The sequence below is a fragment of the Enterobacter sp. JBIWA005 genome, from assembly GCF_019968805.1.
Classification (GTDB): domain Bacteria; phylum Pseudomonadota; class Gammaproteobacteria; order Enterobacterales; family Enterobacteriaceae; genus Enterobacter; species Enterobacter vonholyi.
In genome coordinates this window covers 188,428-214,526 of the sequence record NZ_CP074159.1, presented here as the reverse complement: position 1 = coordinate 214,526, position 26,099 = coordinate 188,428, and the positions used below count along the sequence as shown (strand labels likewise).

Sequence of the window (26,099 nt, the reverse complement as noted above, 5' to 3'; positions counted from 1 at the left end):
AAAAAAACCCGCCGAGGCGGGTTTTTTATTTACGGCATCAACGATTACTCGTTGTCGGAACCGCCCAGACCTGCGTTCAGCAGTTCTGCCAGGCTCGCGGATGCATCTTCAGCAGTCACCTGCGGTGCAGCTGGCAGTTCGCCCGCAGCACGACGACGCATACGATCCTGATGGTACGCATAACCGGTACCAGCCGGGATCAGACGACCCACGATGACGTTCTCTTTCAGACCGCGCAGTTCATCACGTTTACCTGCAACAGCGGCTTCGGTCAGGACACGAGTCGTTTCCTGGAACGATGCTGCAGAGATGAAGGACTCGGTTGCCAGAGACGCTTTGGTGATACCCAGCAGATCGCGCGAGAAGGTCGCACCGATTTTGCCGTTCGCTTCCAGTTCGCGGTTAGCGATCTTGACGCGTGAGTATTCAACCTGCTCGCCTTCCAGGAACTCGGAGCTGCCTGCGTTTTCGATGGTTGCTTTACGCAGCATCTGACGAACGATAACTTCGATGTGCTTATCGTTAATCTTAACGCCCTGCAGACGGTAAACGTCCTGTACTTCGTTGGTGATGTAACGCGTTACTGCGTGTACGCCACGAAGACGCAGAATGTCGTGCGGAGCTTCTGGACCATCGGAAACCACGTCACCACGTTCTACACGTTCACCTTCGAACACGTTGAGCTGACGCCACTTAGGAATCATCTCTTCGTACGGTTCGCTGCCATCTACTGGAGTGATAACCAGACGGCGCTTCCCTTTGGTCTCTTTACCGAAGGAGATGATACCGCTGATTTCAGCCAGGATTGCAGGCTCTTTCGGACGACGTGCTTCGAACAGGTCCGCAACGCGTGGCAGACCACCGGTGATGTCCTTGGTACCGCTGGATTCCTGTGGAATACGCGCCAGAGCATCACCCGCACCGATCTGAATGCCATCTTCCAGCTGAACGATCGCTTTACCCGGCAGGAAGTACTGCGCAGGCATGTCGGTACCCGGGATCAGAACGTCGTTACCCTGAGCATCAACGATTTTCAGTGCAGGACGCAGATCTTTACCACCGGTAGTACGTTCAGCAGAATCCAGAACCACCAGAGAAGACAGACCAGTCAGCTCGTCCGTCTGACGAGTAATGGTCTGGCCGTCGATCATGTCAGTGAAGCGGATGAAACCACTTACTTCGGTGATAACCGGCATGGTGTGTGGATCCCAGTTTGCAACGGTTTCACCGCCGGCAACCTGCTCGCCATCACCTTTCGCCATAACCGCACCGTAAGGCACTTTATAGCTCTCTTTGGTACGACCGAATTCGTCGATCAGCTTCAGCTCGGTGTTACGAGAGGTCACAACCAGCTTGCCTGCGGAGTTAACAACAGACTTCGCGTTGCTGAGCTTGATGCTACCTTTGTTTTTCACCTGGATGCTGGATTCAGCAGCCGCACGAGATGCCGCACCACCGATGTGGAACGTACGCATCGTCAGCTGTGTACCCGGCTCACCGATGGACTGTGCCGCGATAACGCCGATTGCTTCACCTTTGTTGATGATGTGGCCACGCGCCAGGTCACGACCATAGCAGTGCGCACATACACCAAAGTCGGTATCACAGGATACAACGGAACGTACTTTCACGGAGTCAACAGAGTTCGCTTCCAGCAGGTCACACCAGTGCTCGTGCAGCAGCGTGTTGCGTGGAACCAGAATGTCTGCAGTACCCGGCTTCAGAATGTCTTCCGCGGTTACACGACCCAGAACGCGATCGCGCAGTGGCTCTTTAACATCACCGCCCTCGATAACCGGGGTCATGGTGATACCTTCGAGGGTGCCACAATCGTCTTCGGTCACAACCAGATCCTGCGCAACGTCAACCAGACGACGCGTCAGATAACCGGAGTTCGCAGTTTTCAGTGCGGTATCCGCCAGACCCTTACGAGCACCGTGCGTGGAGATGAAGTACTGGAGTACGTTCAGACCTTCACGGAAGTTCGCGGTGATTGGCGTTTCGATGATGGAGCCATCTGGCTTCGCCATCAGACCACGCATACCTGCCAGCTGACGAATCTGTGCTGCGGAACCACGCGCACCGGAGTCGGCCATCATGTAGATGCTGTTGAAGGAAACCTGCTGCTCTTCTACGCCGTCACGGTTAATCACGGTTTCGGTCTGCAGGTTATCCATCATCGCTTTGGATACACGATCGTTCGCCGCTGCCCAGATATCGATAACTTTGTTATAGCGTTCGCCCGCGGTAACCAGACCAGACTGGAACTGCTCCTGGATCTCAGCAACTTCGGCTTCCGCTTCAGAGATGATCTCGTGTTTCTTCTCTGGGATGACCATGTCATCGATACCAACAGATGCACCTGAACGCGCTGCGTAAGCAAAGCCGGTATACATTGTCTGGTCAGCGAAGATAACGGTCGGCTTCAGACCCAGAATGCGGTAACAGGTGTTCAGCATTTTGGAGATCGCTTTCTTGCCCAGCGCCTGGTTGACGATGGAGAAAGGCAGACCCTTCGGTACGATCATCCACAGAATGGCACGGCCAACGGTCGTGTCTTTCAGGCTGGTTTTCGCAACGAATTCGCCGTTTTCATCTTTTTCGTATTCGGTGATACGCACTTTAACGCGCGCATGCAGAGAGGCCAGGCCAGCGCGATAAATACGCTCAGCTTCTTTCGGGCCAGTCAGCACCATGCCTTCGCCTTTGGCGTTAACACAGTCACGGGTCATGTAGTACAGACCCAGTACAACGTCCTGAGAAGGAACGATAATTGGTTCACCGTTCGCTGGGGACAGGATGTTGTTGGTAGACATCATCAGCGCACGCGCTTCGAGCTGGGCTTCCAGCGTCAGCGGTACGTGAACAGCCATCTGGTCACCATCGAAGTCGGCGTTATAGGCCGCACAAACCAGCGGGTGCAGCTGGATAGCTTTACCTTCGATCAGGACTGGCTCAAATGCCTGGATACCCAAACGGTGCAGAGTTGGTGCACGGTTCAGCAGTACCGGGTGTTCGCGGATCACTTCGTCCAGGATATCCCAAACGACAGCTTCTTCACGCTCAACCATTTTCTTAGCGGCTTTGATGGTGGTGGCGAGGCCACGCAGTTCCAGCTTGCCGTAGATGAACGGTTTGAACAGCTCCAGTGCCATTTTCTTCGGCAGACCGCACTGATGCAGACGCAGGTATGGACCTACGGTGATTACAGAACGACCGGAGTAGTCAACACGCTTACCGAGCAGGTTCTGACGGAAACGACCCTGTTTACCTTTGATCATGTCGGCCAAAGATTTCAGAGGACGTTTGTTAGAACCGGTGATCGCACGACCGCGACGACCGTTATCCAGCAGGGCATCTACCGCTTCCTGCAGCATACGTTTTTCGTTGCGTACGATGATGTCCGGCGCAGCCAGATCCAGCAGACGTTTCAGACGGTTGTTACGGTTGATAACGCGACGATACAGATCGTTCAGATCGGACGTTGCGAAACGACCACCATCCAGCGGAACCAGTGGACGCAGATCTGGCGGCAGAACCGGCAGAACGGTCAGGATCATCCACTCTGGTTTGTTACCAGACTGAACGAACGCTTCCAGCAGTTTGATACGCTTGGTCAGCTTTTTACGTTTGGTTTCGGAGTTGGTTTCGTTCAGCTCTTCACGCAGCTGCTCGCACTCTTGCTCCAGATCCATGCTCTTCAGCAGGGCCTGAATAGCTTCCGCACCCATCTTCGCGTCGAATTCGTCACCGAACTCTTCCAGCGCGTCCAGATACTGCTCTTCAGTCAGGATCTGATGACGTTCCAGGTTCGTCATCCCGCCTTCGATAACCACATAAGATTCGAAGTACAGAACACGTTCGATATCGCGCAGCGGCATATCCAGCAGCAGACCGATACGGGACGGCAGAGATTTCAGGAACCAGATGTGAGCGGTCGGAGACGCCAGCTCGATGTGGCCCATGCGCTCACGACGCACTTTGGTCTGGGTCACTTCAACGCCGCACTTCTCACAGATCACACCACGGTGTTTCAGGCGCTTGTACTTACCGCACAGGCACTCGTAATCTTTTACTGGCCCGAAAATACGCGCACAGAAAAGGCCGTCACGCTCAGGTTTGAACGTACGGTAGTTGATGGTTTCCGGCTTTTTAACTTCACCGAAAGACCATGAACGGATCATGTCTGGCGAAGCCAGAGCAATTTTGATCGCATCAAACTCTTCGGTTTTAGTCTGCGCTTTCAGAAACTTTAATAAATCTTTCACGGATTTGCTCCCGTCGGAGTTAGCACAATCTGGTGCCGGGGGTTAACCCGGCACCAGTGACCTGTTTGAGCGAGAATTACTCGTCTTCCAGTTCGATGTTGATACCCAGCGAACGAATCTCTTTCAACAGTACGTTGAAGGATTCTGGCATGCCCGGCTCCATCTGATGGTTGCCGTCCACGATGTTTTTATACATCTTGGTACGACCGTTCACGTCATCAGACTTAACGGTGAGCATTTCCTGCAGGGTGTATGCCGCGCCGTATGCTTCCAGCGCCCACACTTCCATCTCCCCGAAGCGCTGACCACCGAACTGTGCCTTACCACCCAGCGGCTGCTGAGTAACCAGGCTGTAAGAACCGGTAGAACGAGCGTGCATCTTGTCGTCGACCAGGTGGTTCAGTTTCAGCATGTACATGTAACCTACGGTTACCGGACGTTCGAACTGTTCACCAGTACGGCCGTCAAACAGCGTAATCTGACCAGACGTTGGCAGACCACCCAGTTGCAGCAGCTCTTTAATTTCAGCTTCTTTTGCACCGTCGAATACCGGCGTTGCAATTGGCATACCTTTGCGCAGGTTCTCTGCCAGACGCAGCACTTCTTCATCGCTGAAGGTGTTCAGGTCGACTTTCTGACGCACGTCGGTACCCAGATCGTAGGCACGCTGGATGAATTCGCGCAGTTTCGCGACTTCCTGCTGCTGTTTCAGCATGGCGTTAATCTTATCGCCGATGCCTTTCGCAGCCATACCCAGGTGAGTTTCCAGGATCTGACCAATGTTCATACGAGACGGTACGCCCAGCGGGTTCAGTACGATATCTACCGGCGTACCGTTAGCATCGTGCGGCATATCTTCGATCGGGTTGATCTTAGAGATAACACCCTTGTTACCGTGACGACCTGCCATCTTATCACCAGGCTGGATCTGACGTTTAACAGCCAGATACACCTTAACAATCTTCAGCACGCCTGGTGCCAGATCGTCGCCCTGAGTGATTTTGCGGCGTTTCGCTTCGAGTTTTTTCTCGAACTCGTGTTTCAGTTCGTCATACTGCTCAGCCAGCTGTTCCAGCTGATTCTGTTTCTCTTCGTCGGTCAGGCCCAGTTCCAGCCAGCGATCGCGTGGCAGTTTGTCGAGCTTCTCAGCTTCAACGCCACCGGCAACCAGCACCGCATAGATACGGCTGAACAGACCCGCTTCGAGGATCTGCAGTTCTTCAGACAGGTCTTTCTTAGCCTGTTTGAGCTGCATCTCTTCGATTTCCAGCGCACGCTTATCTTTCTCAACGCCGTCACGGGTGAAGACCTGAACATCGATAACCGTACCGGAAACACCGTTTGGTACGCGCAGAGAAGAGTCTTTAACGTCAGACGCTTTCTCACCGAAAATTGCACGCAGCAGTTTCTCTTCTGGCGTCAGCTGGGTTTCACCTTTAGGCGTAACCTTACCAACCAGAATGTCGCCGCCGGTCACTTCCGCACCGATGTAAACGATACCGGATTCATCCAGTTTGGAGAGCGCAGCTTCACCCACGTTAGGGATGTCAGCGGTGATCTCTTCTGGCCCCAGCTTGGTGTCACGGGACACACATGCCAGTTCCTGAATATGGATGGTGGTGAAACGATCTTCCTGAACCACACGCTCGGAGACGAGGATGGAGTCTTCGAAGTTGTAACCGTTCCACGGCATGAACGCTACGCGCATGTTCTGACCGAGCGCCAGTTCACCGAGGTCGGTGGACGGACCGTCTGCCAGCACGTCGCCGCGCTCAACTGGCTCACCCAGAGACACGCAAGGCATCTGGTTGATACAGGTGTTCTGGTTAGAACGGGTGTATTTGGTCAGGTTATAAATGTCGATACCTGCTTCGCCCGGATACATCTCGTCTTCGTTAACTTTGATAACGATACGGGATGCATCGACGTACTGAACAGTACCGCCACGTTTAGCAACTGCAGTAACACCTGAGTCAACGGCAACAGCACGCTCCATACCGGTACCAACCAGCGGCTTATCAGCGCGCAGAGTTGGAACGGCCTGACGTTGCATGTTCGCACCCATCAATGCACGGTTGGCGTCATCGTGTTCCAGGAACGGGATCAGGGACGCACCGACGGATACCACCTGCTGGGTGGATACGTCCATGTAGTCAACCTGGTCGCGGCTGAACAAGCTGGATTCGCCTTTGCTACGGCAGGTAACCAGATCTTCTACAAAGTGGCCTTCGTCATCCAGGTTGGAGTTCGCCTGAGCGATAACGTAGTTACCTTCTTCAATAGCAGACAGGTAATGAATTTCATCGGTTACAACACCGTCGGTCACTTTACGGTACGGGGTCTCAAGGAAACCGTATTCGTTAGTCTGTGCGTACACGGACAGGGAGTTGATCAGACCGATGTTTGGACCTTCAGGCGTTTCGATTGGACATACGCGACCATAGTGCGTCGGGTGTACGTCTCGAACTTCAAAGCCTGCACGTTCACGGGTCAGACCGCCTGGGCCGAGTGCAGAGATACGACGTTTGTGCGTAATCTCAGACAGCGGGTTGTTCTGGTCCATGAACTGAGACAGCTGGCTTGAACCGAAGAACTCTTTCACTGCTGCAGAAATCGGCTTGGCGTTAATCATATCCTGAGGCATCAGGGTATCCAGATCGCCCAGAGACAGACGCTCTTTCACCGCACGCTCTACACGTACCAGGCCAACGCGGAACTGGTTTTCCGCCATTTCGCCTACGGAACGGATACGACGGTTGCCGAGGTGGTCGATATCGTCCACTTCGCCTTTACCGTTACGGATATCGATGAGCTTCTTCATCACTTCGATGATGTCGTCTTTGCTCAGGATACCGGAACCTTCGATTTCGTCGCGCAGCAGAGAACGGTTGAACTTCATACGACCAACCGCAGACAGATCGTAGCGGTCTTCGGAGAAGAACAGGTTCTCGAACAGGCTTTCCGCCGCTTCGCGAGTTGGTGGCTCACCAGGACGCATCATGCGGTAGATTTCTACCAGCGCGCTCAGACGATCGGTGGTTGGGTCGACGCGAATAGTCTCAGAGATATACGCACCGTGGTCCAGATCGTTGGTGAACAGCGTTTCGATACGTTTGTGGCCAGACTGGCTCAGCTTAGCCAGCAGATCCAGGCTCAGCTCCATGTTCGCCGGGCAGATCAGCTCGCCAGTTGATTCATCAACGTAATCTTTCGCGGCTACTTTTCCTGCAATGTATTCAACCGGAACTTCGATGTGTTTGATATCATCTTTTTCCAGCTGGCGGATGTGGCGCGCGGTGATACGGCGACCTTTTTCCACATACACTTTGCCGTCGGCTTCGATGTCGAACGACGCGGTCTCACCACGCAGACGTTCCGGCACCAGCTCCATCTGCAGCTTGTTGTCGCGGATTTCAAAGATCACTTTCTCAAAGAACAGGTCCAGGATCTGCTCAGTGGTATAGTTCAGTGCACGCAGAATGATGGTTGCAGGCAGCTTACGACGACGGTCGATACGGACAAACAGGTTGTCTTTCGGATCGAACTCAAAGTCCAGCCATGAACCACGGTAAGGAATGATGCGTGCGTTATACAGTACTTTACCGGAAGAGTGTGTTTTACCTTTATCGCTGTCGAAGAAGACGCCCGGGCTACGATGCAGCTGGGAAACGATAACACGCTCAGTACCGTTGATTACGAAAGTACCGTTGTCTGTCATGAGTGGAATTTCACCCATGTAGACTTCTTGTTCTTTAATGTCTTTTACGGTGCCTTCCGGAGCTTCGCGCTCGTAGATCACCAGACGCAGTTTTACGCGCAGCGGTGCGGAATAGGTCACGCCACGGATCTGACATTCCTGAACGTCAAACACCGGTTCGCCAAGGCGGTAGCTGACGTACTGCAGCTCGGAGTTACCGCTATAGCTCTGAATCGGGAACACGGAGCGGAAGGCTGCTTCCAGACCGTACTGCCCTTCAGGATCTTGCTCGATAAACTTCTGGAACGAGTCAAGCTGGATAGAAAGGAGATATGGAATGTCCAGAACTTGTGGACGTTTACCAAAATCCTTACGAATACGTTTTTTCTCGGTATAGGAGTAAACCATAGGGTTCCTCAGCTCGCTGACAAGTCGACCCATCTGTCCGACGAAGGGACAGTTTGTGCAACACCATTTTGTGGATCGGAAAATTGAATACTTTCCGCAATACCTGTTGCTATCACGCTTAAATCATTTCGTCGCGATTTACACAGAGCGAGCACCCTGTCGCAATATATTAAGTCGTCGATAGAAACATGCATTGTCAGGACTATCAGCAGTCAAACAGTGTGAAATGCTACTGATGCCTTACAGCGCAAAAAGGCTGGTGACTAAAAAGTCACCAGCCATCAGCCTAATTACTCAGGCTGCAACCAGAAAAGTTGGCTTATTTAACTTCAACTTCAGCGCCAGCTTCTTCCAGAGATTTTTTCAGTGCTTCTGCGTCGTCTTTGCTCACGCCTTCTTTCAGCGCAGCTGGAGCAGATTCTACCAGATCTTTAGCTTCTTTCAGACCCAGGCCAGTTGCGCCACGTACTGCTTTGATAACAGCAACTTTGTTAGCGCCAGCAGCTTTCAGAATTACGTCGAATTCAGTTTTTTCTTCAGCAGCTTCAGCCGGGCCCGCAGCTACAGCTACAGCAGCAGCAGCAGAAACACCGAATTTTTCTTCCATTGCAGAAACCAGCTCTACAACGTCCATTACGGACATAGCTGCTACTGCTTCAATGATTTGATCTTTAGTGATAGACATTTAAATTGTTCCTGAAAATCAGAATAAGTTTATACGTAAGCAAATGCTTTATAAAGATAACTGCGATTAAGCAGCTTCTTTCGCATCGCGTACAGCAGCCAGAGTGCGAACCAGTTTGCCAGCCGCAGCTTCTTTCATGGTTGCCATCAGGCGTGCAATTGCTTCTTCGTAGGTCGGCAGGGTTGCCAGGCGATCGATTTGCGATGCCGGGATCAACTCACCTTCAAAGGCTGCAGCTTTGACCTCAAATTTTGCATTCGCTTTCGCGAACTCTTTGAACAGACGAGCAGCAGCGCCCGGGTGTTCCATAGAGTATGCAATCAGGGTCGGACCAACAAACGTGTCTTTCAGGCACTCGAACTGAGTACCTTCAACTACGCGGCGCAGCAGGGTGTTACGAACAACACGCATGTATACGCCAGCTTCACGACCTGCTTTACGCAGTTCAGTCATTTTGTCTACAGTAACGCCACGGGAATCCGCAACTACTGCAGACAGCGCGCCTTTGGCTACTTCGCTGACTTCAGCAACAATCGCTTGTTTGTCTTGAAGATTTAAAGCCATTAGCTTTGCTCCTGGATGTTTGCCGGAACTCATGTTCCGGAACTCACTTCACTCTCCCCAACGGAAAGAGCGTCTTAATACGGTGAGCAGAAACAAGCCAGAGTATCCAAAAATAATCTTAGCGTTCTGTCACCGTCTACGCAGGGGATTAAGTCTCTTGCGAAACACCTGCGGTCTTCGACGGAGGCCTGGATTAGGCCAGGCTCCAACGAACAAATCTTTTAGCCGCTAACTTTTGTTAGCAAACGTGGGGGTAAGATTGTAGACAAAATCACCGCCCACGTAAAGGCATTAGTTTGCAGCAGCGCTCAGGCCAGCCTGGTCAACTGCAACACCTGCACCCATAGTGGTGGAGATGCTAACTTTCTTGATGTACACGCCTTTCGCCTGAGTTGGTTTAGCTTTTTTCAGCGCAACCAGCAGAGCTTCCAGGTTTTCTTTCAGTTTGTCAGCGTCAAAGTCCACTTTACCGATGGTGGTGTGGATGATGCCGTTTTTGTCGTTACGATAACGAACCTGACCTGCTTTCGCGTTCTTAACCGCTTCAGCAACGTTAGGGGTTACAGTACCAACTTTCGGGTTTGGCATCAGGCCGCGTGGACCCAGAACCTGGCCCAGCTGGCCAACAACGCGCATTGCATCTGGAGAAGCAATAACAACGTCAAAGTTCATTTCGCCTTTCTTGATCTGATCAGCCAGATCTTCCATACCTACCAGTTCAGCGCCGGCAGCTTTAGCAGCTTCAGCGTTTGCACCCTGAGCAAATACAGCTACGCGAACGGAACGGCCAGTACCGTGTGGCAGTACAGTTGCGCCACGAACGTTCTGATCGGATTTACGCGCGTCGATGCCGAGGTTAACGGCAACGTCAACGCTTTCAACGAACTTAGCAGTTGCCAGTTCTTTCAGCAGAGCGATAGCTTCGTTGATGTCGTACTGTTTGGTCGCATCAACTTTGTCACGGATCACGGACATGCGCTTGGTCAGTTTAGCCATTTCTTAGTCCTCCACTACCAGGCCCATGGAACGTGCAGTACCTTCGATTGAGCGAGTCATCGCTTCAATGTCGGCACCAGTCATGTCGGCAGCTTTGGTCTGCGCGATTTCCTGCAGCTGAGCGCGGGAAATTTTACCCACTTTGTCTTTGTTCGGTTTACCGGAACCAGACTTGATACCAGCCGCTTTCTTCAGCAGAACAGCTGCTGGAGGGGTTTTGGTAACGAAAGTGAAAGAACGGTCAGCGTAAACAGTGATTACGACTGGGATTGGCAGACCTTTTTCCAGGGATTCAGTTTTTGCGTTGAACGCTTTACAGAATTCCATGATGTTCACACCCTGCTGACCCAGAGCTGGACCAACTGGTGGACTTGGGTTCGCCATACCAGCTGCAACCTGCAGCTTGACGTAGGCTTGTACTTTCTTAGCCATTCTAAAATCCTCTGATTGGGTGATAGCGCCTCAGGGAGGCTCCCCGTGAATAAAATTCGTTTTACGGGCCGGGGCCCATAAAAACAAAAGGCGCGAAATTGTATTCCAATCTCGCGCCCTGTGCAACGATTAAATCGCCGCTTTTTTGATCGCTGCTTAGGCTTTTTCGACCTGCGCAAAGTCCAGTTCTACCGGGGTCGCACGACCGAAAATAGAAACAGAAACTTTCAGGCGGGACTTCTCGTAGTCCACTTCTTCAACGACGCCATTAAAGTCAGCAAACGGACCGTCGCTAACACGAACCATTTCACCCGGTTCAAACAGCGTTTTCGGACGCGGCTTATCACCCACCTGCTGCAGGCGGTTCATAATCGCATCAACTTCTTTATCGCTGATTGGCGCCGGACGGTCAGACGTGCCGCCGATAAAGCCCATCACGCGCGGTACGCTGCGCACCAGGTGCCAGCTCGCATCGTTCATCACCATCTGAACCAGCACGTAACCCGGGAAGAATTTACGCTCGCTTTTGCGACGTTGGCCGCCACGGATCTCAACCACTTCTTCGGTCGGAACCATCACTTCGCCAAATAACTCTTCCATGTTGTGTAATTTGATATGCTCACGCAGCGACGTTGCTACGCGGCCTTCAAAACCGGAAAACGCCTGAACGACGTACCAACGCTTTTTAGGGGCTTCAGACATCTTAGAACCTCAGGCCAGTAATAAAGGAAACCAGGCGAACCAGAATACCATCCAGTCCCCACAGGATCAGTGACATTACCGCAGTCACTGCAGCCACGATCAGCGTGGTGTGCAATGTTTCCTGGCGAGTCGGCCAAATGACCTTGCGGACTTCGGTACGTGCTTCACGAGCGAAAGCAATGGTCGCTTTACCCTTAGTCGTCAACAGCGCGACACCGCCCGCTGCAGCAATCAGAATCACCACTGCCAGCGCGCGGAGCGGCAGCATCATGTCACGATAAAGATAGTTGCCAACGATTGCCACAATCAGCAGCACGGCAACAGCGACCCACTTCATCGCTTCCAGGCCGCGCCCGCTCCCTTGAGCTTCGGTATTCGCACTCATAAACCAACCTGTCAGAAGAATTCTACAAATAATTTCACCCCGCGATTGCGAGGCGAGCCAAATCGAAACGCTAATCCCTTTATGGATTATACGCTCTCTGCAGAGCCTGTCTCAGCAATGATTATGACAAAAATAATCACTGATGAGCCAGGTTCTGATGTGAAAGCGTGCAAAAAGGGCATCAAATGATGCCCTTTTCATGCGCATTGCGTCAAATGTTATCAGCGATTAGCCGAGAACTTTAGCAACCACGCCCGCGCCAACGGTACGGCCACCTTCACGGATTGCGAAACGCAGACCGTCGTCCATCGCGATTGGGTGGATCAGAGTCACAACCATCTTGATGTTGTCGCCTGGCATTACCATCTCAACGCCTTCAGGCAGTTCGATGGTACCGGTCACGTCAGTTGTACGGAAGTAGAACTGTGGACGGTAGCCTTTGAAGAACGGAGTATGACGGCCGCCTTCGTCTTTGGACAGAATGTACACTTCAGATTCGAACTTGGTGTGTGGCTTGATTGAGCCTGGCTTCGCCAGAACCTGACCACGTTCGATTTCTTCACGTTTGATACCACGCAGCAGAACACCAACGTTCTCACCAGCACGGCCTTCGTCCAGCAGTTTGCGGAACATTTCAACGCCAGTACAGGTAGACTTCGCAGTCTCTTTGATACCAACGATTTCAACTTCTTCACCAACTTTGATGATACCGCGCTCTACACGACCGGTAACAACGGTACCACGACCGGAGATGGAGAATACGTCTTCGATTGGCAGCAGGAATGGCTTGTCAATCGCACGCTCTGGTTCTGGAATGTAAGAATCCAGGAAGCCAGCCAGTTCGATGATTTTCGCTTCCCACTCAGCGTCGCCTTCCAGCGCTTTCAGAGCAGAACCACGAACGATTGGAGTATCGTCGCCTGGGAAATCGTACTGAGACAGCAGTTCACGAACTTCCATCTCAACCAGTTCCAGCAGCTCTTCGTCATCAACCATGTCGCACTTGTTCAGGAACACGATGATGAAAGGAACGCCTACCTGACGACCCAGCAGGATGTGCTCACGAGTCTGAGGCATTGGGCCGTCAGTCGCAGCAACAACCAGGATCGCGCCGTCCATCTGCGCAGCACCGGTGATCATGTTTTTAACATAGTCGGCGTGGCCTGGGCAGTCTACGTGTGCGTAGTGACGAGTCGGGGTGTCGTACTCAACGTGAGAGGTGTTGATGGTGATACCACGAGCTTTTTCTTCTGGTGCGTTATCGATCTGGTCGAATGCACGAGCAGAACCACCGTAGGTTTTTGCCAGAACGGTAGTGATTGCAGCGGTCAGCGTTGTTTTACCATGGTCAACGTGGCCGATAGTACCGACGTTAACGTGCGGTTTTGTACGTTCAAACTTTTCTTTAGACATCGATTGTCCCTCTAAGACACGGATAAATCGGTGATATCACCACATCAACCAGGCGAAATGCCTGAATTGTTGAATACAGTAAAATTGAAACAGAGAGAAACGGGAAGGAGAAGTGAAGTGGTGCTGATACCCAGAGTCGAACTGGGGACCTCACCCTTACCAAGGGTGCGCTCTACCAACTGAGCCATATCAGCACGTATTGGAGCGGGCAGCGGGAATCGAACCCGCATCATCAGCTTGGAAGGCTGAGGTAATAGCCATTATACGATGCCCGCATCCTGAAACTCGGCTACCCAGTTCTTTCTGTAACAAAAAAAGAGATTTCTCTCTTTTTCAGTTTGAGCTGGCTAATTTTTCCAACCAGCTCCGGCGGCATTTACGCTGCCAGAAAGTGGTGGTGGGGGAAGGATTCGAACCTTCGAAGTCTGTGACGGCAGATTTACAGTCTGCTCCCTTTGGCCGCTCGGGAACCCCACCGGACTTGATGGTGCCGACTACCGGAATCGAACTGGTGACCTACTGATTACAAGTCAGTTGCTCTACCTACTGAGCTAAGTCGGCATCAAGTAGCGCGCATTCTATGGATACCTGCGCGGTCATGCAACTAAAAATTTGCATAAAACGTTCTTTCGCTCACATTTTATGCGAACAGCGTATCGGACGCTGTAAAAGTAGCCATTTGAGGTCAAATATTCAACATATCATCGTGATTTGCACCGTATTCACCGTAGCGTGACGGCTTCCGCGTAACGCAGCGCTTTCCATCTTTTTTCTTATTATTCCCGTCATCTGGTGTTAACCTCCTGCCCATTGTCCAAAATTAACTGTGTGATGAGCCACGATCCGGCAGTGTGGTGCTGGCTCGCTGAAGCATGCTTATGAGCAAAAAAGAGCAAACGTTAATGACGCCTTATCTTCACTTTAACCGCAGCCAGTGGGCTGCCCTGCGTGATTCCGTCCCTATGACGCTGACGGAAGGTGAAATCGCACGGTTAAAAGGGATAAACGAAGATCTGTCCCTGGAAGAGGTGGCAGAAATTTATCTCCCCCTCTCTCGCTTGCTTAACTTCTATATCAGCTCGAACCTGCGCCGTCAGGCCGTGCTGGAGCAGTTTCTCGGGACGAACGGTCAACGTATTCCTTATATCATTAGTATCGCAGGCAGCGTGGCCGTGGGTAAAAGTACCACCGCGCGCGTCCTGCAGGCGCTGTTGAGCCGCTGGCCGGAACACCGCAGCGTGGAGCTGATCACCACCGACGGTTTTCTGCACCCGAACGAGGTATTAAAAGAACGTGGGCTGATGAAGAAGAAGGGCTTCCCGCTCTCTTACGATATGCACCGTCTGGTGAAATTTGTCTCTGACCTGAAATCCGGCGTGCCGCACGTGACTGCGCCAGTCTATTCGCACCTGATCTACGATCGCATCCCGGGTGGGGATAAAACGGTGGTTCAGCCGGATATTCTCATTCTGGAAGGTCTGAACGTGCTGCAAAGCGGCATGGACTATCCTCACGACCCGCATCACGTATTCGTCTCGGATTTCGTCGATTTCTCTATCTATGTCGATGCGCCGGAAGACCTGCTGCAAAACTGGTACATCAATCGCTTCCTGAAGTTCCGTGAAGGGGCGTTCACCGATCCGGATTCCTATTTCCACCACTATGCTCAGCTTTCTGAAGAAGAAGCGATCAATGTGGCGACGGGGCTATGGAATGAGATCAACTACGTGAACCTCAAAGAGAACATCCTGCCGACGCGCGAGCGTGCGAGCCTGATCCTCACCAAGAGCGAGAAGCACGCCGTCGACCAGATTCGCCTGCGGAAATAATCAATCAGACATAAAAAAAACCGGCTTAGCGCCGGTTTTTTTCGTTATGCGTGTGGCTTCTCGCCATTTTCATCCTGATCGACCGCAAAGCATGCAACCAGCTGGCCGCCATAATCCTTCAGCTGCGGCTGGAGCTGGGTGCACGGGCCGAAGCGGCGGCTGCAGCGGGCGTTGAATGCACATCCCGGAGGCGGATTCAGCGGACTTGGCAGTTCACCCGTCAACTTAATACGCTCACGACGATCGTCCGGGTTCAGACGCGGTGTCGCAGACAGCAGCGCCTGGGTATACGGGTGACGAGGATTATTAAAGATCTGGTCTTTGGTCCCCTTCTCTACGCAGCGCCCCAGGTACATCACCATCACTTCATCAGCAATGTGCTCCACTACCGACAGGTCATGGGAGATGAATACGTAAGACAGCCCCAGCTCCTGCTGCAGATCCATCATCAGGTTCAGCACCTGCGCACGTACGGATACGTCGAGCGCGGAGACCGGCTCATCGGCAATCACCACGTCCGGATCGAGCATCAGCCCGCGCGCGATAGCAATACGCTGACGCTGGCCACCGGAGAACATGTGCGGATAGCGATCGTAATGCTCGGTTTTGAGGCCGACCTTCGCCATCATCGCCAGCGCTTTTTCACGGCGCTGCTCTTTGCTAAGATTGCTGTTAATCAGCAGCGGCTCTTCCAGAATCTGTCCCACTTTTTTACGCGGGTTCAGCGAACCATACGGGTTCTGGAACACAATCTGGATTTTCTGGCGACGCAGCTTCTGCGCCTGCGGATCGTGCTTGAGTAGATCTTGCCCCTGATAATAGAGCTCACCGCCGGTCGGCACTTCAATCATCGTCAGCAGACGGCCCAGCGTGGATTTCCCGCAGCCTGACTCTCCCACCACCGCCAGCGTTTTACCGCGTTCGAGGTTAAAGGAGACGCCGTCCAGCGCTTTCACCAGGCGTTCAGGGGCAAACAGTCCCTTCTTCACCGGGTAGTATTTTTTCAGGTCGATGGCCTGCAACAGCGGCTGTTGCGTGGTGGCCTGTTGCGTACTCATAGTGTTGGCCTCCCGGCATCATCGAGTGGGTAGTGGCATTTCGACTGACGACCATCAGCCAGCTGGTTCAGATCTGGCTCCTCCGCCCGGCATTTGTCCGTCGCATATGGACAGCGCGGATTGAGCAGACAGCCCTGCGGACGGTCATATTTACCCGGCACCACACCCGGCAGCGACGCCAGACGCGCTTTGTCCTGAGCAAACTCCGGCAGCGCGCGTAAAAGCGCCTGGGTATACGGGTGACGCGGCGCGCGGAAAATATCGTGAGAATTTCCGGTCTCAACCACCTGGCCCGCATACATCACGATGATTTTGTGCGCGGCTTCGGCCACCAGCGCCAGATCGTGCGTAATCAGCACCAGCGCCATATTCTCTTTCTGCTGCAGCTCCAGCAGCAGTTCGATGATTTGTGCCTGAATAGTCACATCCAGCGCCGTCGTCGGTTCATCCGCAATCAGCAGCTTTGGCCGACAGGCAATCGCCATCGCGATCATCACGCGCTGGCTCATCCCACCGGAGAGCTGATGCGGGTAAACGTCCAGGCGCGATGCCGGGTCAGGAATACCTACCTGGTTCAGCAGATCGATCGCGCGCTGGCGACGGGTTTTCTTATTCCCACCCTGATGCACCTTAATCGCTTCCATAATCTGGAAACCAACGGTGTAGCAGGGGTTAAGGCTGGTCATCGGATCCTGGAAAATCATCGCCACTTCGGCGCCCACCAGCTGGCGGCGCTGTTTTTCAGAAATGCGCTTCAGATCCTGACCGTTGAACTGTAGGTTTTCCGCCATCACGCGGCCCGGGTAATCAATCAGCCCCATGATCGCCAGTGAACTCACCGACTTACCGGAACCGGACTCACCGACAATGCCTACCACTTCGCCCTGATTTACGCTGTAGCTGATGCGGTCCACGGCGCGAAACGGGGTGCCTTCATCGCCGAAGTGCACCGATAATTTATCTACATTTAATAACGCCATCTCGTGCCTCTTACTGCTTCAGTTTGGGATCAAGCGCATCACGCAGGCCATCACCCATCAGGTTAAATGCCAGCACCGTCAGCAGGATTGCCAGACCCGGGAAGGTGACAACCCACCAGGCGCTTTGTGCGAACTGCAACACGTCGGAGAGCATGGTGCCCCACTCCGGTGTTGGCGGCTGCGCACCCATGCCCAGGAAGCCAAGAGCGGCCATATCAAGAATGGCGTTAGAGAAACCGAGCGACGCCTGAACGATCAGCGGCGCAAGGCAGTTAGGGAAGATATTCACGAACATCTGGCGCATCGCACCGGCCCCCGCCACACGAGAGGCGGTAACGTAATCGCGGTTCACTTCCACCAGCACCGCCGCACGGGTTAAACGTACATAGTGAGGAAGCGCCACGAACGTCAGCGCCAGGGCGGCATTACCGATCGACGGACCAAAGATCGCCACCAGCACCAGGGCCAGCAGCAGGCTTGGCAGCGCCAGCATAATGTCGACGATACGCATGATGATGTTATCAACGATACCGCCGAAGTAACCGGCAACCAGGCCGAGAACGATCCCCATAATCAGGGAGAGCACCACCACCAGGCAGCCGACCAGCAGCGACAGGCGCGCGCCGTACATCAGACGCGACAGCACATCGCGGCCCACGTCATCGGTACCGAGCAGGTGCGCCAGGCTACCGCCGTCCTGCCACGCAGGTGGCGCGAGCAGCGCATCGCGGAACTGGTCCGCCGGGTTATACGGTGCGAGGAAGTTCGCAAACACCGCAATCAGGATCATGATAGCGACATACACCAGCCCTACTACCGCACCTTTATTGCGCTTGAAGTAGTGCCAGAATTCCTGCAGCGGCGTCATAGGAACCGGTGCAGCGACCACTTTATTTTGAGTGACTTGTGACATGATGGTCCCTTACTTCTTATGACGAATACGCGGGTTCACCACGCCGTACAGCAAATCGACCAGCAGGTTGACGAGGATAATCATCGTCGCGACCAGCAGTACACCGCCCTGCACAACCGGATAGTCACGGCGTTGCAGCGCGTCAATCAGCCAGCGGCCCAGGCCCGGCCAGGAGAAGATGGTTTCGGTCAGAATCGCCCCCGCCAGCAACGTCCCCACCTGGAGACCGATAACGGTCACCACCGGCAGCATGGCGTTACGCAGCGCATGGACGATAATGACGCGCATGCGCGTCAGGCCCTTGGCGCGCGCGGTGCGGATGTAATCCTCACCCAGCACTTCCAGCATCGATGAACGGGTCATACGCACGATCACCGCCAGAGGAATGGTCCCCAGCACCATGGCAGGCAGGATCATGTGCGCGACGGCATCCATGAAGTTGCCCTCCTCGCCCCAGATAGCCGTATCAATCAGCATAAAGCCGGTGAGCGGGTTGGAGTCATCCAGGAAGACCATATCGCTAACGCGCCCGGAGACCGGGGTCAGGTTAAGCTGCACCGAGACCAGCATGATCAGCATCATGCCCCACCAGAAGATAGGCATGGAGTAGCCGGTCAGCGCCAGGCCCACGGCGGTATGGTCAAAAATAGAGCCACGCTTAACGGCTGCCAGTACCCCAACCGGGATACCTACCGCAGTGGCGAAAATCATGGCGCAGACGCCAAGCTCCAGCGTCGCTTTAAAACGCGGCACGAACTCGTCCCACACCGGAAGACGGCTTTTCAGCGAAATCCCTAAATCACCGTGCAGCACGCCCCAGATATAGTGGAGATACTGCTGCCACATCGGCTTATCGAGACCGAGTTCAGCCAGCAGCTGTGCATGGCGCTCAGGGGAAATACCACGCTCGCCCGCCATAATCATTACCGGGTCGCCGGGGATCATATGGACGAAGGCAAAAGTGAGAAGGGTGATACCGATAAACGTGGGGATAACAAGTCCCAGACGTCGGAGGATGAACTGCAACATAACCCGGATTCTCTCTGATGACGCACGACCAGTGGCGTGACGTCTGTATTGCTCACAAATGTAAATTTCTTCTCCCTTGAGAGAAGATGAGGGTGAGGGGATGCATGCACGCCCCTCACCCCTGCCCTCTCCCGGAGGGAGAGGGAAAACACCCTACTTATTATTCAACAGATACGTTCTCGAAGTGGTGTTTGCCCAGTGGGTCAACCACGTAGCTCTTCACTTCTTTACGCACTGGCTCGTACACGGTGGAGTGAGCAACAATCAGCGCCGGAGCCTGATCGTGCATAACAACCTGAGCCTGCTTGTACAGTTCAATACGTTTGTTGTGATCGTCGGTCGCACGCGCCGGCTGGATCAGGTCTTCAAACGGCTTGTAGCACCAGCGTGAGTAGTTAGAACCGTCTTTCGCCGCCGCGCAGCTGAACAGGGTAGCGAAGAAGTTGTCCGGATCCCCGTTATCACCGGTCCAGCCCATCATTACCGCCTGGTGCTCACCCGCTTTGGCGCGCTTCAGATACTCGCCCCACTCGTAGGTCACAATCTTGGCCTGAACGCCAATCTTAGCCCAGTCAGCCTGAACCATTTCTGCCATACGGCGTGCGTTCGGGTTGTACGGACGCTGTACCGGCATCGCCCACAGCTCGACGGTGAAGCCTTTATCCTGGCCCGCTTCTTTCAGCAGCGCTTTCGCTTTCTCAGGATCGTAGCTGTAGTCTTTAACGTCGTCGTTATAGCCCCACATGGTTGGTGGGATCAGGTTTTTGGCTGCAACGCCAGCGCCCTGGTAAACCGCCTTGATGATCGCTTCTTTGTTCACCGCGTAGGTCAGCGCCTGACGCACTTTCACGTCATCAAACGGTTTCTTCTCGGTGTTGAAGGAGAGATAGCCCACGTTCAGGCCAGCCTGCTCCAGCAGGTTGATGTTCTTGTCCTGCTTCATGCGGGCAATGTCAGCCGGGTTCGGGTATGGCATAACCTGGCATTCGTTTTTCTGCAGTTTTGCATAACGCACGGAAGCGTCAGGCGTAATGGAGAAGACCAGACGGTCGATCTGCGGCTTGGTGCCCCAGTAGCCTTCGAACGCTTTGTACAGAATGCGGGAGTCTTTCTGGTACTGCAGCAGCTGGAATGGACCGGTACCGATTGGGTTCAGGTCGACTTTTTCCGGCGTACCGGCTTTCAGCATGTTGTCCGCGTACTCTTTGGACAGAATTGAAGCAAAGTCCATGGCCAGGTCAGCCAGGAACGGCGCTTCCGGACGCGTCAGCACGAACTGAACGGTATTGTCGTCCACTTTCTTCACTTCAGAAATCAGATCCGGCAGGCCCATCCCTTCGAAGTATTCATAGCTGCCGCCAGACACTTTGTGGTACGGGTTCTGCGCGTTTTTCTGACGATCGAAGGAGAACACAACGTCGTCGGCGTTAAAGTCGCGCGTTGGTTTGAATTCTTTGCTGTCCTGCCACTTCACGCCTTTGCGCAGGTGGAAGGTATAGGTTTTGCCGTCTTCGCTGACGTCCCACTTCTCTGCCAGCCCCGGAATCACTTCCGTGGTACCGGTTTTGAATTCAACCAGACGGTTATAGATCGGTACAGAGCTTGCGTCGTAAGTCGTACCAGAGGTAAAGAGCTGTGGGTTAAAGCCTTCCGGCGAGCCTTCAGAACAGTAAACCAGGGTTTTTGCCTGTACGCTTGCTGCCACGGTCATAGCCACCAGGCTCAGACCAAGCTTCAGCATCCCTGACTTCTTCAAGGAAATACTCATTATTCTGCTCCAATGTGATGTTTTGCTTTGTTGTGTTACGCCGCCAGACCTTTATTTATTTTTTACCCGGTCCGGTCGGTGATGCCCGAAGGCTTTAAAGGGATGGAGAATCCTTTCAGAAGAGCGTTTGAGTTGCAGCGCAGATCGTCCCTGAAATGCCCCTCATGCCCTACAATCTGTCAACAGAATGTGAAAACGTCAATACAGGTGACGGGGATTTACGCTGAGTGTGAGAAACCGCAAACAAAGATTAAAAAAACTATGTATGCCAGTTTTCAGCAGGGAAATTTATGCTACTCGCTATCCTGCAGCACAAGTCTCTTCATATTTCGCAACAATCAGTGATTAACTTTTATTCAGAATGGGTAAATTTTCTTGCAGAATGGTGATTATCTGAGCACTAAATTCCATGAACGCTAAAACGCACAGCGAAAAATGCTGAGGTTATCCATAAGCAACGCGAAAAAAGATCAATCTATATATAAAAAAATACAATGGATTATGTCACAAAATCGTTAACAGGCAGGAAGAAGCGGACCTAAGGGGCGTTTTGGATACTCTGACGGGATAAGGTCATAATGCAAAAAGGGCTAACCTTGCGGTTAGCCCTTTTCAGAATGTGGTCGGCGAGAGAGGATTCGAACCTCCGACCCACTGGTCCCAAACCAGTTGCGCTACCAAGCTGCGCTACTCGCCGAATGCGGAGCGCATCTTACTGCTGAGGTGCGCCCCCGTCAATCCCTTATTTTCAAAAAGCCATTCAACTGGCGATATTCTCGCCAGAGCAGCTACTGCGCGGCTTTTACGCTGTTAGCAGGGAGTTTACACCAGTTGTTGTTTTCGTTAATCCCACCGTTCGGTGAGGTATAGCCGAGACAACCCATAATGGTGTCGTACAGCTCAACGTGACGACGCGGCACCTTCATCTCCGCCTCTTTCTTCAGCTGAGCAAACATCTTCGCCTTCTCCGGGTTTTCCAGGTACTTATCCGACATCCACATGATCATCGGCACGCGGAACTGTTCAGGCGGTGCCAGCTTGCGCGGCGTACCGTGCAGATGCTCTTTCTCGTTGATAGATTCACCGTGGTCTGCCGCATAAATCACAATCGCTTTCTTATCGCGCAGCTGGTCGATCACCCGGCTCAGGAAGGTATCCACATACAGCACCGAGTTATCATAGGCATTGATCAGCTCCTGCTTGCTGCAGTCTTTATTAATGCCCACGCACTCAGGCTGCCACTTCGCGAAATCACGCGTGTAGCGCTGGTAATAGCTGTAATGCGACCCTTTGGTATGCAGAATAACCAGATGCTTACCCTGCGGATGGTTCTTGAGGGATTGCGACATTTCTTCCAGCAGCAGCATGTCGTCGACGTTTTTACCGCGGTTACGCGGTTCGGCGCCAATCTGCTCACGGTACGCGATATTATCTGCCAGGGTATTGGTGTAGAACCACATCTCACTTTGCATGGCGAACAGGTCTGAGCTAAATCCAAGCTGCTTCAGCACGGCAAAGACGTTTTGCTCTTTCAGCGTACGCTGCGGGTTATCGCTTGCACCGCCTTCGCGAACAAACATACAGCGCAGCGAAAGCTTGGTCGCGGTATCGCAGGAGTAACCCCGGTACGCCAACAGGTTCTTCTCCTGCGCCAGCTTTGGCGTGGTATCCCGGTTATAGCCGAGAATGCCCATATGATCCCAGCGCGTCGTTTCGCCAATGACAAAAACGACGTACGTATCATCAAGCCCGTCGGCTGGTGGCTGGTAGGTGAATTTTTTCAGTGGATTGATCAGCGACTTCACATCACCGGATTCATCCGCCTGCGCCCAGGCATACAGACCTAACGCTGACAGCCAGTTAGACGGCAAATAGGAGTTTGCCACCACGCCGCCATAGCTTGGCATATCCACGCCCGTCGCTTTTTCGACGCGTTTTTGCTGCGTTTCCATCAGGCGGATAGGTGCCCATACCAGCAGACCGGCCAGCAGGACGACAACGATATTGCGGATCCGCTGTCCACGCGTGCGCAGCTGGCGTAACAGCGTATAGCGGCACGTATTGTTCCAGATAAAGAACAGCGGGATCAGACAGGTTAAAACCGTCCAGACAATAAAGCCTTTCCCTACCACCTCTTTCGAGAGATCGATATCCGTGGTCATCACCGAGGCAACTATACCGTACCCAATGACCACGTTCATAAAGGTCATGTAATAGCTTGCGGCGGCAGAAATAATCACCACCAGCGAGGCCAAAATTTGCCATGTACGTCGGCCAAACAGGGACAGCAGGCGTAAGAGGAAGAAGGTAGCGAGGACGGAGCCGAACACTTCAATTGCGGCAAAAATACAATTACTTACGGTAAGGTTTTCGAAATAACCTTCCACTCTTCTGAACAGTACCGCGCCATTCAGAAATAATCCGATATAGACAGCCAGCATCAGACACAATCTTTGCTGGGTAAGAGACCTAATGTATTTCATGCAAACAACCCTGGGGGAAGGGGTATAAAAACCCGTCGAATCTCAAAGAGAAAGCGGACAGAGTAAGTAAATGCGTAAGGAAGCGTTATGAGAAACGTCTACAAGCGCGGTAAGTAGACCACAGCGGGAGAGAAAAGTGGCAGCAGAGAGTGTGATCGGTGTAAATTTTTACAAAATATCGAGACGGGAAGCGTCTCGCATAAAGACAAAAGAGGCCACAGAGGCCTCTTTCATACCGCTTACGCATGCGCTTCTTTGAATACTTCGCGCTGCGGCTGGCGAATCGTGGTTGAGAGCGCCAGCGAGATAATCAGCAAGGCAAATATTACGCAGAAGGTCACGTAGAACCCGCCGAACAGGGAGGCAATCAGCGAGCCGCAGATACTGCCGATCCCGAAGCCCAGATAGATAACGCCGTAGTTTTTCGCCAGATTGTTCAAGCCAAAGAACTCGCTCACCAGTGACGGGAAGACGGTAATGGTGCCACCGAAGTTAAAGGCCACGCAGGCAATCGCCGCAAAGAAGGTGGCTTCATTCAGCGGAGCGAACAGCAGCGCCGCCATACCGACCAGCGAGACCACCTGCCCAATCGTAATCACGCGGATGCGGGCAATTTTGTCAGACAGAATACCGAGCACCAGACGACCGGAGAGGTTGGCAATGGAGATGACCGTCACCGCGTTCGCCGCCGTGGCAGCATCCAGCTTCACCATGCCCTGCGCGATATCCTTCGCCACGCCGATAACATACAGACCGCTCATGCAGGCAGTCAGGAACATTACCGCCAGCATCCAGTACTGTGGCTTACGCATAGACTGCGCGAGGGTGAAGTCGTTCTCCACCACGCCGTTCACGGATTTAACCTCCTGCTGCGGCGCATCTTTCATCAGCGTGGCGCCGAACAGAATCATCACCAGCACGATTGCGCCCCAGATCATAAAGGTATTTTCGAGGCCAACGGACGCCAGCAGGTGGGAGTCGATAAATTTGAACCCGAGGCTGCCCAGGCCATAAGAGCCGATGGCAAACGCGGAGATTAAACCTTTACGCTCCGGGAACCACTTCACGCAGTTCGACAGAGTCAGCAGGTAACCTGCGCCATCGACCAGACCCACCAGCACGCCGGCGCTTAGCCACAGCATCATCAGGTTGCTGGAGTGCGTCGTCAGGAAAAAGCCCAGACCCAGCAGGATGCCGGACGCCATGGTCACGCGCTTCACGCCAAAACGCTCCTGCAGCTTACCCGCGACGGAAGACGAAATCGCCAGACCCAGGCTCAGCAAACCAAAGGAGAACGCGACCTGGCTGACCGGTGCGCCGAGTTTGTCGGAAAGCGCGCTGTTGAACAGGCTCCAGGTATAGACCGATCCCAGCGCAAACTGGGTGACGATGGTGCCAAAGAGCGTGAGCCAGCGCGTGCGGTTATAGGTTGATGTGTTCATGGCAGTTGTCCTGCAAGAGAAATTAAGGAAGTTCGCTGAGGACAACGATAAACAAAACCTTAAAACACCTGGGGTAAAACGGCATGAAATGCAGGCGGAACGGAATGAAATGCCTGGAATCGGGAATGAATGACCTGGCACAGGAATAAAGCGATAGCATGTTAGTATCTGCTATCGCTGTAAAGCCCGTGGCTATTGTATTCGAGATGTTATCGTAACGTTTAAAAAAGTAACAACTCTAGAAATTTGCGCTGACGCCGAGGGTGTATAAAAACTCCTCACCGGTGGTGGTGTGCTCCCCCTGAGCCAGCGACGCATAGGCCGCCATGTGCGTGTTAAAGGGAATATCCGTTCCCACGGTGACATCCATCCAGCTACCGTTTTGGGCAGGGGCTGGCGTTTGCGGCATGCCAAACTGCGATTTCCACTGGTTTTCACCAAACTGCTGGTTATAGCTAATCTGCGCCCACGGACGGAGATCGCCATACTGGGTATTCACGCGCCACCCCAGCGTGCTGACGCTGGCATGCCAGAGCGGGTCGGTGATTGCTTGCGTCGACGCGCTATCACCAAACTCGTTGATCATCATGGGAGTCGTGCCGTCGTACCGCCATGCCACCACCGGGCCGGTGGTGATGCGTGCTGAAACGGGAAAATTCCAGCCCACGCTCATTGCCCCCTCCGTCGTTCTGCCAGACGGTATATTCAGGGCAAGTCCCGGCGCGTTCTGCGAAGACTGAATACGCTCAGCCAGAATATCCTCATAACGCGGTTGGTGATCCGCGTCCCATGTATAGCGTTCCGCCGTATTATTCTGGGCGTCTGAAACGATATATTCCTGTTGCCAGGCAGACGCTGTATTACAAAAGAACAGGCAGGCTGAAATTCCCACCAGGCCAGAAGCAGCATGGCGACCACTGATTTTTTTTATCATCATCAACGCGACCCCAGAGAGAGCCGAATTCGGCGATATTTGTCGTTATTCAGGAAGAGCTTAGAGAGCATATGGCCCTGTATTAACTATTGTCTTTATAGTAAACACGTCAA

At 53.2% G+C, this 26,099-nt stretch carries 18 protein-coding genes and 5 tRNA genes; 1 reads left to right on the top strand and 22 read right to left on the bottom strand.

Features of this window, described 5'->3' with window-relative positions; all coding sequences use genetic code 11:
- Window positions 1-44: 44 nt before the first annotated feature.
- The 13 genes from rpoC to KGP22_RS00910 form a co-directional block, all read right to left on the bottom strand.
- Complete coding sequence (gene rpoC / locus KGP22_RS00970; RefSeq protein ID WP_023309968.1) at window positions 45-4,268, bottom strand: DNA-directed RNA polymerase subunit beta'; 4,224 nt, start codon at window positions 4,266-4,268, stop codon at window positions 45-47.
- A gap of 76 nt (window positions 4,269-4,344) precedes the next feature.
- Window positions 4,345-8,373, bottom strand: coding sequence for a DNA-directed RNA polymerase subunit beta (gene rpoB, locus KGP22_RS00965; protein WP_032644498.1), 4,029 nt, complete (start codon window positions 8,371-8,373; stop codon window positions 4,345-4,347).
- Between the two features lie 319 nt (window positions 8,374-8,692).
- Window positions 8,693-9,058 carry a 50S ribosomal protein L7/L12 gene (gene rplL / locus KGP22_RS00960; protein ID WP_002445276.1) on the bottom strand — a complete coding sequence of 122 codons (366 nt, stop codon included), beginning with the start codon at window positions 9,056-9,058 and terminating at the stop codon, window positions 8,693-8,695.
- Between the two features lie 66 nt (window positions 9,059-9,124).
- Window positions 9,125-9,622, bottom strand: coding sequence for a 50S ribosomal protein L10 (rplJ, locus tag KGP22_RS00955; protein ID WP_003862338.1), 498 nt, complete (start codon window positions 9,620-9,622; stop codon window positions 9,125-9,127).
- 291 nt (window positions 9,623-9,913) lie between these two features.
- On the bottom strand, window positions 9,914-10,618 hold the full coding sequence (gene rplA / locus KGP22_RS00950) for a 50S ribosomal protein L1 (RefSeq protein WP_006810530.1): 705 nt from the start codon (window positions 10,616-10,618) through the stop codon (window positions 9,914-9,916).
- 3 nt (window positions 10,619-10,621) lie between these two features.
- Window positions 10,622-11,050: a 50S ribosomal protein L11 gene (rplK, locus tag KGP22_RS00945; protein WP_008503452.1), complete on the bottom strand. Its 429-nt coding sequence runs from the start codon at window positions 11,048-11,050 to the stop codon at window positions 10,622-10,624.
- 156 nt (window positions 11,051-11,206) lie between these two features.
- A complete protein-coding gene (gene nusG, locus KGP22_RS00940; RefSeq protein WP_002438628.1) occupies window positions 11,207-11,752 on the bottom strand; it encodes a transcription termination/antitermination protein NusG in 546 nt (181 codons plus the stop codon).
- A gap of 1 nt (window position 11,753) precedes the next feature.
- Entirely contained in the window at window positions 11,754-12,137 is a 384-nt protein-coding gene (gene secE, locus KGP22_RS00935; RefSeq protein ID WP_223580937.1) for a preprotein translocase subunit SecE, read from the bottom strand.
- Window positions 12,138-12,365: 228 nt separating this feature from the next.
- On the bottom strand, window positions 12,366-13,550 hold the full coding sequence (tuf, locus tag KGP22_RS00930; protein ID WP_023309456.1) for an elongation factor Tu: 1,185 nt from the start codon (window positions 13,548-13,550) through the stop codon (window positions 12,366-12,368).
- Between the two features lie 118 nt (window positions 13,551-13,668).
- Window positions 13,669-13,744, bottom strand: a tRNA-Thr gene (locus KGP22_RS00925).
- A gap of 6 nt (window positions 13,745-13,750) precedes the next feature.
- Window positions 13,751-13,825 (bottom strand) — tRNA-Gly (locus KGP22_RS00920).
- Window positions 13,826-13,942: 117 nt separating this feature from the next.
- A tRNA-Tyr gene (locus KGP22_RS00915) sits at window positions 13,943-14,027 on the bottom strand.
- Between the two features lie 8 nt (window positions 14,028-14,035).
- Window positions 14,036-14,111: transfer RNA gene (locus KGP22_RS00910), tRNA-Thr, on the bottom strand.
- A 317-nt stretch (window positions 14,112-14,428) separates the two neighbouring features.
- Here KGP22_RS00910 and coaA point away from each other — a divergent pair.
- Window positions 14,429-15,379: a type I pantothenate kinase gene (coaA, locus tag KGP22_RS00905; RefSeq protein WP_021242480.1), complete on the top strand. Its 951-nt coding sequence runs from the start codon at window positions 14,429-14,431 to the stop codon at window positions 15,377-15,379.
- A gap of 44 nt (window positions 15,380-15,423) precedes the next feature.
- Here the strand turns inward: coaA and dppF are convergent, their stop codons facing one another.
- From dppF to KGP22_RS00860, 9 genes are all read right to left on the bottom strand, one after another.
- Window positions 15,424-16,437, bottom strand: coding sequence for a dipeptide ABC transporter ATP-binding subunit DppF (dppF, locus tag KGP22_RS00900; RefSeq protein ID WP_032644494.1), 1,014 nt, complete (start codon window positions 16,435-16,437; stop codon window positions 15,424-15,426).
- Window positions 16,434-17,417, bottom strand: a complete 984-nt coding sequence (gene dppD / locus KGP22_RS00895; RefSeq protein ID WP_133293554.1) for a dipeptide ABC transporter ATP-binding protein — start codon at window positions 17,415-17,417, stop codon at window positions 16,434-16,436. The genes dppF and dppD overlap by 4 nt, the downstream gene beginning before the upstream one ends.
- A gap of 10 nt (window positions 17,418-17,427) precedes the next feature.
- Complete coding sequence (gene dppC, locus KGP22_RS00890; RefSeq protein ID WP_111964354.1) at window positions 17,428-18,330, bottom strand: dipeptide ABC transporter permease DppC; 903 nt, start codon at window positions 18,328-18,330, stop codon at window positions 17,428-17,430.
- A 9-nt stretch (window positions 18,331-18,339) separates the two neighbouring features.
- A complete protein-coding gene (dppB, locus tag KGP22_RS00885; protein ID WP_008502770.1) occupies window positions 18,340-19,359 on the bottom strand; it encodes a dipeptide ABC transporter permease DppB in 1,020 nt (339 codons plus the stop codon).
- A 160-nt stretch (window positions 19,360-19,519) separates the two neighbouring features.
- Window positions 19,520-21,127, bottom strand: a complete 1,608-nt coding sequence (gene dppA, locus KGP22_RS00880) for a dipeptide ABC transporter periplasmic-binding protein DppA (RefSeq protein ID WP_223580936.1) — start codon at window positions 21,125-21,127, stop codon at window positions 19,520-19,522.
- A 620-nt stretch (window positions 21,128-21,747) separates the two neighbouring features.
- A tRNA-Pro gene (locus KGP22_RS00875) sits at window positions 21,748-21,824 on the bottom strand.
- Between the two features lie 91 nt (window positions 21,825-21,915).
- Window positions 21,916-23,610: a kdo(2)-lipid A phosphoethanolamine 7''-transferase gene (gene eptB, locus KGP22_RS00870; protein WP_111964352.1), complete on the bottom strand. Its 1,695-nt coding sequence runs from the start codon at window positions 23,608-23,610 to the stop codon at window positions 21,916-21,918.
- Window positions 23,611-23,849: 239 nt separating this feature from the next.
- The gene (locus tag KGP22_RS00865; protein ID WP_223580935.1) at window positions 23,850-25,052 is read right to left on the bottom strand and encodes an MFS transporter; all 1,203 of its coding nucleotides are present in this window, start codon (window positions 25,050-25,052) and stop codon (window positions 23,850-23,852) included.
- A 238-nt stretch (window positions 25,053-25,290) separates the two neighbouring features.
- Window positions 25,291-25,989, bottom strand: a complete 699-nt coding sequence (locus KGP22_RS00860) for an autotransporter domain-containing protein (protein ID WP_111964350.1) — start codon at window positions 25,987-25,989, stop codon at window positions 25,291-25,293.
- Between the last annotated feature and the right edge of the window lie 110 nt (window positions 25,990-26,099).

Coding starts and splice junctions, on each gene's coding strand:
- rpoB (WP_032644498.1), bottom strand. CDS start 8,373: ATGGTTTACTCCTATACCGAGAAAAAACGTATTCGTAAGGATTTTGGT.
- rplL (WP_002445276.1), bottom strand. CDS start 9,058: ATGTCTATCACTAAAGATCAAATCATTGAAGCAGTAGCAGCTATGTCC.
- rplJ (WP_003862338.1), bottom strand. CDS start 9,622: ATGGCTTTAAATCTTCAAGACAAACAAGCGATTGTTGCTGAAGTCAGC.
- rplA (WP_006810530.1), bottom strand. CDS start 10,618: ATGGCTAAACTGACCAAGCGCATGTCCGTGATCCGTGACAAAGTTGAT.
- rplK (WP_008503452.1), bottom strand. CDS start 11,050: ATGGCTAAGAAAGTACAAGCCTACGTCAAGCTGCAGGTTGCAGCTGGT.
- nusG (WP_002438628.1), bottom strand. CDS start 11,752: ATGTCTGAAGCCCCTAAAAAGCGTTGGTACGTCGTTCAGGCGTTTTCC.
- secE (WP_223580937.1), bottom strand. CDS start 12,137: ATGAGTGCGAATACCGAAGCTCAAGGGAGCGGGCGCGGCCTGGAAGCG.
- tuf (WP_023309456.1), bottom strand. CDS start 13,550: ATGTCTAAAGAAAAGTTTGAACGTACAAAACCGCACGTTAACGTCGGT.
- coaA (WP_021242480.1), top strand. CDS start 14,429: ATGAGCAAAAAAGAGCAAACGTTAATGACGCCTTATCTTCACTTTAAC.
- dppF (WP_032644494.1), bottom strand. CDS start 16,437: ATGAGTACGCAACAGGCCACCACGCAACAGCCGCTGTTGCAGGCCATC.
- dppD (WP_133293554.1), bottom strand. CDS start 17,417: ATGGCGTTATTAAATGTAGATAAATTATCGGTGCACTTCGGCGATGAA.
- dppC (WP_111964354.1), bottom strand. CDS start 18,330: ATGTCACAAGTCACTCAAAATAAAGTGGTCGCTGCACCGGTTCCTATG.
- dppB (WP_008502770.1), bottom strand. CDS start 19,359: ATGTTGCAGTTCATCCTCCGACGTCTGGGACTTGTTATCCCCACGTTT.
- dppA (WP_223580936.1), bottom strand. CDS start 21,127: ATGAGTATTTCCTTGAAGAAGTCAGGGATGCTGAAGCTTGGTCTGAGC.
- eptB (WP_111964352.1), bottom strand. CDS start 23,610: ATGAAATACATTAGGTCTCTTACCCAGCAAAGATTGTGTCTGATGCTG.
- KGP22_RS00865 (WP_223580935.1), bottom strand. CDS start 25,052: ATGAACACATCAACCTATAACCGCACGCGCTGGCTCACGCTCTTTGGC.
- KGP22_RS00860 (WP_111964350.1), bottom strand. CDS start 25,989: ATGATGATAAAAAAAATCAGTGGTCGCCATGCTGCTTCTGGCCTGGTG.